The organism is Streptomyces sp. NH27 (genome assembly GCF_056859195.1).
In genome coordinates this window covers 1-6,053 of record NZ_JACEGK010000494.1, presented here as the reverse complement: position 1 = coordinate 6,053, position 6,053 = coordinate 1, and the positions used below count along the sequence as shown (strand labels likewise).

Genomic DNA, 6,053 nt, shown 5'->3' with positions numbered 1-6,053 from the left:
ACCGCGCCCACGAACGACGCCCACGCGTCGGCGGAGAACGCCAGCGCGGGCCCCTGCGGGTCCTTCGAGTCACGGACCGGCACCACACCGGTGAAGCCGTCGGCGACCTCGACGCAGTCGCCCCCGTTGCCGTTGCTGTACGACGACTTGCGCCAGGCGGCGCCGCTCAGGTCGTTTCCTTGGAACATGGAAGTGCTCCTTCGGAGAGTAAGGGGCGCAAGCGGACAGGCGGTTGCCCGCTTGCACCACCGGGTGTCGAGCTGGTTCAGCCGGTCTGGTTCAGCCGGTGGGGAACTCGTCGGCGCGCACCGCGCCCACGAACGACGCCCACGCGTCGGCGGAGAACGCCAGCGCGGGCCCCTGCGGGTCCTTCGAGTCACGGACCGGCACCACACCGGTGAAGCCGTCGGCGACCTCGACGCAGTTGCCGCCGTCGCCGTTGCTGTACGACGACTTGCGCCAGGCGGCGCCGCTCAGGTCCTTGGCAGCAATGAACATGACGCGTGGTCCTCCAATGCGGATCGAAGCAGGGCCAGGGACTCCTCCGGTGACATCGCGAAGTCCCGGAACTGATCGTAGGTCAGGCGCAGATGTTCCGCCTCCTCCGCGTCCTCGATGACTTCGCCGGTGAGACTGCCCTCCACGTAGGCGATGTTGCGGCCGCTGGGCAGCCACAGCATGCTCAGCGAGCCGCCGAGCATGAAGTGCGGACCGGCGCTGAACGGCACGACGTGCAGCGCGACATGCCGCAACCCGGCTGCCTCGATGAGCCGTTCGAGCTGCTCCGTCCACGCGTCGTGGTCCTTGAGACCGCTGCGGAGCGCCGACTCGTGGATCAGCCCGCGGTAGTCGAGCAGGTTCTTCTTCCCGAACAGCCGGGCCTGCCGGGCCATCCGCTCCTGCACCCGCCGGTTCACCTCCGCCAGGGAAGCCGACAGGTCGGAACTCAGCAGCGACGCGGCGTAGCGCTCGGTCTGCAACAGCCCGGGGATCAGGCCGGCCACGAACTGCTGCATGTTCCTGGCCTCGGCCTCGACGTCCATGAAGCCCTCGTACCGGCCCTGCTTCTTCTCCCGCTTGGCGAGCTTCCACAGGTCCGCGAGCAGGTCGCCGGTGCCGTAGAACTTGTCGAGCACCTTGGGCACATCGGATGAGCCGAGGCGCTCGCCGTTCTCCAACCGGTGCAGGTACGACTGCTCGTACCTGGTCTCCTCGCCGAGCTGCATCAGGGTCAGACCCGCGCGCTCCCGCAGCTTCGCCAGTTCCTTGCTGTAGATCCGTCGCGCCGAAGGCCCTTGCCCAACTCCTGCATTGCTGTTGCTGTCGCTCATCGGGGTTCTGTTCCCTTCCAGTTGTCGGGAAGCCATGGCAAGAGCCCGCCCGCGCAGGGCAGTCGAGCCTCCGACCTGGCCTCCTCCGTTTCTGTCGATCCGTCACGGCTCGCCACATCGCCTGCGGGCATGGACAAATAAGCCCCTTTGCCCGGACAAAGGCTCACCTGAAACAGATCGTAGGGGCATGAACCCACCCTTGTTCACGGAATGTCAGTAATCGCTCACAAAGGGCCGCGCTTCGATCGCCTCCGCCACCACCCGCCCCACCCGTTTGGCACTTGCGCACCCCGACGTCTCTCCCCGTGTGATCCACTCAACACAGCGTCACCGTTGCCCCGGGTTTCCAACGTGCCTACTGTGACGATTGCTTGACTCAATGCAACGGGGGCCGTTCGAGATGTCCGGGCAGATGGTCGACAACCCGCACCGCGCCTGGCTCCAGACGCTGCTGTCCGAGATGGACGCGACGCTGGAGGCCATGCGGTCCGTACTCGACAAGCCCGCCTCCGACTTGGGCGACGGCAGCGGCAGCGGCAGCGGCAGCGGCAAGGCGTGGATCGGCACGTCCTATCGGTGATCCGGGGGCGACGGTGAACGACCGCAAGGACGCCGGTAGTTCGGTCGTGGACAGTGGCAAGAACGTGGTCCACACCGTGACCGACTTCTTCTCCTAGCAGGAGCGATGACCAGAACTACGCGCGCAGGCAGCATGGCCGCCCTCGGAGCCGCCGCCCTGCTCCTCACCCTCACCACCGCCTGCGGCGCAGCGCACACAGGCGACGTCCAACCCAACGCCGTCGAGAAGAAGGCCCACACCCTCGTCCAACAGACCCTCGATGCACTCCACCTCACCCTCGGCCTACCCAAAACCGCCACCTACAGCAACCGTTGGACCCAGTGCGCCACCGAGACACCCGGCCAGCACCGATTCGAGTACGTCTACGGGCTGGCGCTCGCGGTGCCCCAAGCCAAGGCGAAGGCCGTCATGCAGGCCGCCAACTCGTACTTCGCCAAGCAGGGGTACTCGGTGAACTACTCCGATGCTCCGGCCAAGCGTGCTACCGCCGACCTCCCGAAATCCACCTGGAGTGTGGGCCTGGGCGTCCAGAGCGCCAACAGCATCGTTGTGGAGGCCAACTCCGGCTGCGTCTTCACCCGGCACGACCCCAGGACGAAAACCTGATCCTCGTCGCGCGTCCGCGGAACTCCCTTGGCTGCCAACGGAGTTGACCGCTCGAATTGTGTTCGGATACGCCGAACGGCCCGCCGGGGAATTCGGCGGGCCGTCAGGGATTTACGTGGATCAGTTGAGCGGAATGTCGAAGTTCTTCGCGGTGATGTTCGTACCGTTGGACGCCTTCGCGGCGAGCCGCTTGTAGCGCAGCACCAGCTTCTTCGTGCCCTTGTCCGGGGTGAAGGCGACCCAGCCGGTGGTGGTCTTGCCGGTCTCGGCGTCGGGCAGCGGCGGGTAGCCGGCGGCCTTGAGCTCGTCGTCGAGGAGCGAGGTGCTCGCGGCGTCGATCCCGTTGGACATACCGGTGAGGTAGAAGGAGTCGGCGCCGAAGGTGTCGTAGTACTTGGTACTGGCGGTCACCTTCACGTTGACGAGGACGATGTCCTCGTCGGCGAGCGCGGAGTACTTGCTCTTGGCGGCGGCCGAAGGCTGGTACCCGGTGACGTACTTGAGGACGGTCGCCTTGTCGCCCATCACGTCGTCGGTGAACGACTTGTTCACGGTCACGGGGCTGCCGGCCGACCCGCTGTTCCCGCTGCCCCCGCTGTCCGTGGTCGCGGTCGCGCTCGTCGTGGGCGCCGCGCTGGCGGTGGTCGGCGCGGCCGCCGAAGTCGTGGGCGCCGAAGTGGCCTTGTCGGACGAGCTGGAGTCGTCATTGCACGCGGTGAGCAGCGCGCCGCCGACGACTACCGCGGCAATGAGAGGAAGACTGGTACGAACCCGAACGCGCATGGTGCATAACCCCGTTTCGAATGCGATCTTCGAAAACGGCCGTCAACGGCCTCCCGAAGTCGCTCCGTTCACTCGAATGCTGACAACGGTCCACAACTATACACGTGGCCATCCGACGCCAATTCGGTCCTTGTTTATGGTGATTGGTACGGGTTTCCCGGCGACCGAGGACGGCTCGCTCGGCGATAGGCGCGCGGCCACCGCGTGCGGCGAGCACAACGCCAGGATGAGGAAACCGATGTCGTCGACGTAGATCGGATCGGGGAGCAGATCCACCGGCCGGATCAGATACGCGATCGACTTCCAGAACATTGCCTTGGTCGACAGTGACATCCCCCGTCGCCTTCAACAACCCTTCGTCCCAAGCCAGTTCGAGTAGCAACCGCACCGCGACGACGGGCGCGACCACCCCCACCCCCACCGCCGCCACGGCGACGGCCGGCCATCCCAGCTCCGCCCGATCCGCCACCCACCGGGCCTCTCACCGCATTCGGCCACCGCCCACATCCGCAGCGGCCACGTCCAAAGCACCCACGCCCAAAGCGGCCACCTCATCCTCTCGGGGCCAGTCGCCCGCTATATGCAGTTGGATGAGCGCGGCGTGAGAGAGCGGGCTCGCCGGATCGGTGACGTCGCCGTTGGTGGTGTAGTCCAGGAGCACGACATCGTCCTTGTCGCGCAGCCGCTCGACCAGATCCGCGACCCGGTGTTCGAGGACCCAGCGGTACGCCGGCAGGTAGATCAGGCGCCGCGCCGCCTCGTAGGACAGCAGTCGGCTCCCCTCCAGGCCGGTGCGGTGCCCTTGGACGGGACCGAACCGACGCACCGTCCGCTTCAGCCCCTTCATCGTGGTGATCCCCAACTTCGCGGGGTCGACGTCCGAGTTCTGGAATACCTTCAGGGCCTGCCAGATCCCCTCCACGGACTGGCCGGTCACGTCGTCGCAGAAGGGAACCGGAATGCCGCCGTGCGGGTAGAACGGGCTCAACCGCACCCACGGTTCAGATGCTTTGGAGGTCACATCGATGATCTCGGCGCCAGGGTACGCAGCGGTCAGCGACGCCATCGAACGACGACGACCGGCAACACGCATAACCATCTGAGTACTCCTCGACTCCGGCGACATGTAGCACCGAGCATCCCCCACACCACTGACATCGCCCCTCATGGCGCAACCACCGCCCAACGGACCCGCCAACGGACCCGCACGGAGAGCCGCCCCGCGATCCACACCCCGAACCCCCACAGCAGCGGGCCCAGCGAATTCGTCATGTCGGGACTTGTTCGCCATTACGGGCACGCGTTGCACCAGGAGTGCGCAAATCCCCCCGCCCGCAAGGCGTTTGACAACCGAATCACAGCCAAGCAGGATCAGTAGCCACATCACACGGGGAACATTCTTTCGTCGATCAGCCTTGGCCTGCACCGGCCCGTCCAGGAATCAACCATTCCGGTTGGCGGTGCGCCCTCGCACCAGTTCAGGTGCACCCTCACGTCATTCACTTTTCCCTACTCCATGGATGTCGTGAACGCCGGACCGCAGGCGATCGCAGATGGAAACACTTCCCTTCGGATGCGGATCACCTCATTCCGGATGAAAGAAGATAGCTTTGCGAAAAAGCCAAGTCGCCCGTGCAGCCGTCGCCGCGGCAGGACTGCTCGCGGGCCTCGCCGTCCTGCTCCCCACAGCGCAGGCACACGAGACCCACAACGGGCAGACCACCAAGGCTGCGACCGCGACGGGAAGCTGGCAAGAAGTGAACGTCGGCACCACGCCGGCGAACATGCACCACTTCGGCGACGTGGTATCGACCGTGTCAGGCGATGTGCTGGCCACCGACCCGGGACAGGACATCCGCTGCTGGAACGGCAAGGGCTGGGCGACCGTACCCAAGCCCGGCATTCCGCAGATGTTCAACACTGACTACATCGCCTCCATGGGCGGCATCTCCTGCTCCGATTTCTACATCTACGACCAGGAATCCTCAAGCAACGGGACTCCTCCAGGGCGGTGGCACTGGAACGGCACCACGTGGCAGCACACCTTCACCGGCGACGACTATTCGTCCCGTATTTTCAAGGCATTCGCCGCGGACGACATGTGGGACTTCAGCATCGACAGCGTGCACCACTTCGACGGCACCTCATGGACCACCATGTTCCTGCCCGGCACGTTGGAGAACCCACAGGTCGTGACGGGCACGTCGGGCAACGACATGTGGATCATGGGCAGGTCGAAGACGTCGCCCTTCGAGAACCAGGCATACCACTTCGACGGTTCCTCGTGGACAAAGTCCACGCTGCCCGCGGCATGGGCAACGTCGAACCACGAGGACTCCGCAGTGACGGTGTCCTCCAACGAGGTCTACGTCTTCGACTTCACGAAGGACGGGGCCTACCTGCGCTGGGACGGCAAGACCTGGCACACGGAGAGCATCGGCAACGTCCTCCCCGCAGGCGACCACTACTTCAGCGGGTCCACCTACTCCGGGGGAACCGTCTGGCTCAACGCCCACGACGCCATCGTGCGCCTGGACAAGGGCGTCTGGACACAGTCACCGCTGCCCACGACCTCCAACCCGCCGCTCTGGATCGACGCGATCGCCGCGGACCCACGCACCAACACGATCATCGCCGGCGGTAGCACGGGCGGCGAGCACGAACCGAAGCCGATCCTGCTCCAGCACCAGAACTGACCAACCGCACACCCGCGCACTGATCCACTGACCACGCGTCAGCAGCACTTGGGGCCG

Annotated in this window: 9 protein-coding genes; 3 read left to right on the top strand and 6 right to left on the bottom strand. The window is 65.6% G+C overall.

The genetic code is table 11. From position 1 onward, the window contains the following. The 3 genes from AC13HU_RS30215 to AC13HU_RS30205 all read right to left on the bottom strand — a co-directional run. On the bottom strand, positions 1 to 188 hold a 188-nt coding region (locus AC13HU_RS30215; protein WP_483045156.1), incomplete at its 3' end, for a DUF397 domain-containing protein. A 91-nt stretch (positions 189 to 279) separates the two neighbouring features. Then, positions 280 to 498 carry a DUF397 domain-containing protein gene (locus AC13HU_RS30210; RefSeq protein WP_483045155.1) on the bottom strand — a complete coding sequence of 73 codons (219 nt, stop codon included), beginning with the start codon at positions 496 to 498 and terminating at the stop codon, positions 280 to 282. Further along, positions 474 to 1,331, bottom strand: a complete 858-nt coding sequence (locus tag AC13HU_RS30205; RefSeq protein WP_483045154.1) for a helix-turn-helix domain-containing protein — start codon at positions 1,329 to 1,331, stop codon at positions 474 to 476. Before AC13HU_RS30205 ends, AC13HU_RS30210 begins: the two co-directional genes overlap by 25 nt. Positions 1,332 to 1,710: 379 nt before the next feature. Between AC13HU_RS30205 and AC13HU_RS30200 the strand changes: the two genes are divergently transcribed. Beyond that, on the top strand, positions 1,711 to 1,911 hold the full coding sequence (locus tag AC13HU_RS30200) for a hypothetical protein (RefSeq protein WP_483045153.1): 201 nt from the start codon (positions 1,711 to 1,713) through the stop codon (positions 1,909 to 1,911). Between the two features lie 105 nt (positions 1,912 to 2,016). Further along, positions 2,017 to 2,517 (top strand): hypothetical protein, encoded by a 501-nt coding sequence (locus AC13HU_RS30195; protein ID WP_483045152.1) that lies wholly within the window; start codon positions 2,017 to 2,019, stop codon positions 2,515 to 2,517. A 120-nt stretch (positions 2,518 to 2,637) separates the two neighbouring features. On the opposite strand, the gene AC13HU_RS30190 is transcribed toward AC13HU_RS30195, so the two are convergent. The 3 genes from AC13HU_RS30190 to AC13HU_RS30180 form a co-directional block, all read right to left on the bottom strand. Continuing rightward, positions 2,638 to 3,300, bottom strand: coding sequence for a hypothetical protein (locus AC13HU_RS30190; RefSeq protein ID WP_483045151.1), 663 nt, complete (start codon positions 3,298 to 3,300; stop codon positions 2,638 to 2,640). A 96-nt stretch (positions 3,301 to 3,396) separates the two neighbouring features. After that, a complete protein-coding gene (locus AC13HU_RS30185) occupies positions 3,397 to 3,633 on the bottom strand; it encodes a YkvA family protein (protein ID WP_483045150.1) in 237 nt (78 codons plus the stop codon). A gap of 148 nt (positions 3,634 to 3,781) precedes the next feature. Continuing rightward, on the bottom strand, positions 3,782 to 4,366 hold the full coding sequence (locus AC13HU_RS30180) for a DUF6939 family protein (protein ID WP_483045149.1): 585 nt from the start codon (positions 4,364 to 4,366) through the stop codon (positions 3,782 to 3,784). A 544-nt stretch (positions 4,367 to 4,910) separates the two neighbouring features. Between AC13HU_RS30180 and AC13HU_RS30175 the strand changes: the two genes are divergently transcribed. Further along, complete coding sequence (locus AC13HU_RS30175) at positions 4,911 to 5,996, top strand: hypothetical protein (protein WP_483045148.1); 1,086 nt, start codon at positions 4,911 to 4,913, stop codon at positions 5,994 to 5,996. The last annotated feature ends 57 nt before the right edge of the window (positions 5,997 to 6,053 follow it).

What these genes read in the sequence shown, in the direction of transcription:
- AC13HU_RS30205 (WP_483045154.1), bottom strand. Translation starts at nt 1,331, where the DNA reads ATGAGCGACAGCAACAGCAATGCAGGAGTTGGGCAAGGGCCTTCGGCG.
- AC13HU_RS30200 (WP_483045153.1), top strand. Translation starts at nt 1,711, where the DNA reads ATGCAACGGGGGCCGTTCGAGATGTCCGGGCAGATGGTCGACAACCCG.
- AC13HU_RS30195 (WP_483045152.1), top strand. Translation starts at nt 2,017, where the DNA reads ATGACCAGAACTACGCGCGCAGGCAGCATGGCCGCCCTCGGAGCCGCC.
- AC13HU_RS30210 (WP_483045155.1), bottom strand. Translation starts at nt 498, where the DNA reads ATGTTCATTGCTGCCAAGGACCTGAGCGGCGCCGCCTGGCGCAAGTCG.
- AC13HU_RS30180 (WP_483045149.1), bottom strand. Translation starts at nt 4,366, where the DNA reads ATGGCGTCGCTGACCGCTGCGTACCCTGGCGCCGAGATCATCGATGTG.
- AC13HU_RS30190 (WP_483045151.1), bottom strand. Translation starts at nt 3,300, where the DNA reads ATGCGCGTTCGGGTTCGTACCAGTCTTCCTCTCATTGCCGCGGTAGTC.
- AC13HU_RS30185 (WP_483045150.1), bottom strand. Translation starts at nt 3,633, where the DNA reads ATGTCACTGTCGACCAAGGCAATGTTCTGGAAGTCGATCGCGTATCTG.